We start from the raw sequence: 2171 nt of genomic DNA, 5'->3' as shown, positions 1-2171 counted from the left end.
GATAGTTTTGATACATAGATTTTACTTTTTTATAATTGCTTTACTCACACCATTCTTGGTGCCAATGGATGCGTTTGCCCAAACCAATCCTGAACTTGGTTTACCGCTGATTTCAAATTACACCTCTAAAATTTATAAAGGACACTCTCAGGTATGGAGTGTAATACAAGATGACAGAGGTATCATGTATTTTGGTACTACCTCCGGGATTACAGAGTTTGATGGCGTAAATTGGAAACAGATTAAATTACCCGGAGTAGGTGGTAATGCCATTGTAAGGACAATGGGAAAAGACAAAAACGGCGTTATCTACTACGGAACTGTCAATGAATTTGGATTTTTGTCTATCAATGAATTCGGAAATACAGTTGCCATTTCCTTAACCCATTTGATACCGGAAGAGGCCAAGGGATTTTCAATAATCTCATCAATTCAAAACTCAGGTGAAGATGTGTATTTTTTTTCGTCTGAATATTTGTTCAGAATCAAAGACGATATCACCAATCCCGAAAATGGAGTAAAAATTTGGAAATCAGAGACAGCATTTCTCTCAAGTTTTAATCACCATGATCAAATTTATTTGATTCAGCGGGATAAAGGCCTGTTTAAACTAGTAGGTGAAGATTTCGTGCTTATTCCAGATGGAGAATTCTCAATCAATAATAGGGCCTTGGTTTTATTGCCTTATGCAAATGGTCAGAAAGAAGAAGATCAGTTTTTGTTCCCTTCTACAACTAATGGGATTTTTATTTATGACGGAAGTAAGTTCAAAAAACTACCCACGGAAATCGATGACCAATTAAAGACTGGATTATTGTATAGGGGTATAATTTTACAGGATGGCAATTACATGATCACTATTAATGGTCGGGGAGCATTTGTGATAACTCCACAAGGTAAATTGATCCAAAAAATCAACTCTGACGTGGGTATCCAAGATGATTCTATTTATGCCATTTACCTTGATTCTTCTGGCTTACTTTGGTTGGGTATGGACAATGGCATTGCCAAAATAGAATTCAATTCTTTACTTACCCGATTTGCCAGAGAATCAGGAATCAAATCGGCTGTACTTTCAATTACAAGGTCAAATGATTTACTATATGCAGGTACAACCTCCGGAGTATATGTCCTACACCCTATTAAGCGTCTTTTTGAACTAGTACCTGAAACTGAAGGATCTCAAGTATTTACACTGATCAATGATGGCGAAAACCTTTTGATCCCTACGCCTTTTGGTTTAGGTGAATTAAAGCCAAGGTCTCCCAGAATGAATAAAATATCTAATCCAGAATTTAGAGCGCTTACCTATAAAATTACCAAAAACAAAGAAGATAGGCTTTGGATTGGTAGTGCTTTTGGCATTTCTGTATTTAAAAGAAACACTAAACCCAATGAATTTTCGTGGATTCAAGAGGGTGAACTATTGGAATTCAAGCTTGGTGTTTATTCGTTGGCTGAAGGCAGTGACGGGAGTATTTGGGCAGGAACTCATTCCGGAGAAGCTTACAGGATTACCCCCAATTTGCTACAAAATGATAAACTTGACCTTTCGAACTCAAAGATGGAGGTTTTTGGTTCAGAAAGGGGTCTGGAAAATGGACCCGGAGCAATTTACGGTGTAAATGGGGAAATTTATTCCCTTACAGAAAATGGGTTGGTCAGGTATAATTCAGCGTCTGAAAAATTTGAAAAAACAGATGTTTTCGGTGAAATCAAGATTGATTTTTCATCAACAGATAATTTTTCATTAACTGAGGACAAGACCGGAAAGGTCTGGATAAGTATCAATAATAAAATCCGGATTGCAAACCCACTCCCGGATGGCAGCTATAAATTAGAGGATAACCTCTTTAGTGCATATCCCGGAGAAGATATCATTACCATTTTCCCTGAAGGTGATGGTACAGTATGGTTGGGCAGTGGTGAGGGATTGTTTAGAATGGAGGGACAAAGTGCTATTGATAAAAAATTTGAGGTAATCCTTAGACTGGTATCAACAAAAGAGGACACATTAAGTATCTCTAGAAGCAATCAAGAACCCATCAGCTTAGAAAACAGAAACAATTCCCTAAAATTCGAATATGCCGCTCCTTTTTATGAACAAGAAGAAAGGACGGTTTATCAGACGTACTTGGAAGGATTCGATAATGATTGGTCTCCATGGAACA

At 37.4% G+C, this 2171-nt stretch carries 1 protein-coding gene; it reads left to right on the top strand.

The window, feature by feature from the left end:
- On the top strand, positions 1 to 2171 hold a 2171-nt coding region (locus ACEW8U_RS06220; RefSeq protein ID WP_373521173.1), incomplete at both ends, for a two-component regulator propeller domain-containing protein.

Origin of the sequence: Aquiflexum sp., assembly GCF_041751335.1 — a bacterium.
In the GTDB taxonomy this organism is placed as follows: domain Bacteria; phylum Bacteroidota; class Bacteroidia; order Cytophagales; family Cyclobacteriaceae; genus Aquiflexum.
This window is presented reverse-complemented; position numbering and strand designations above follow the sequence as displayed.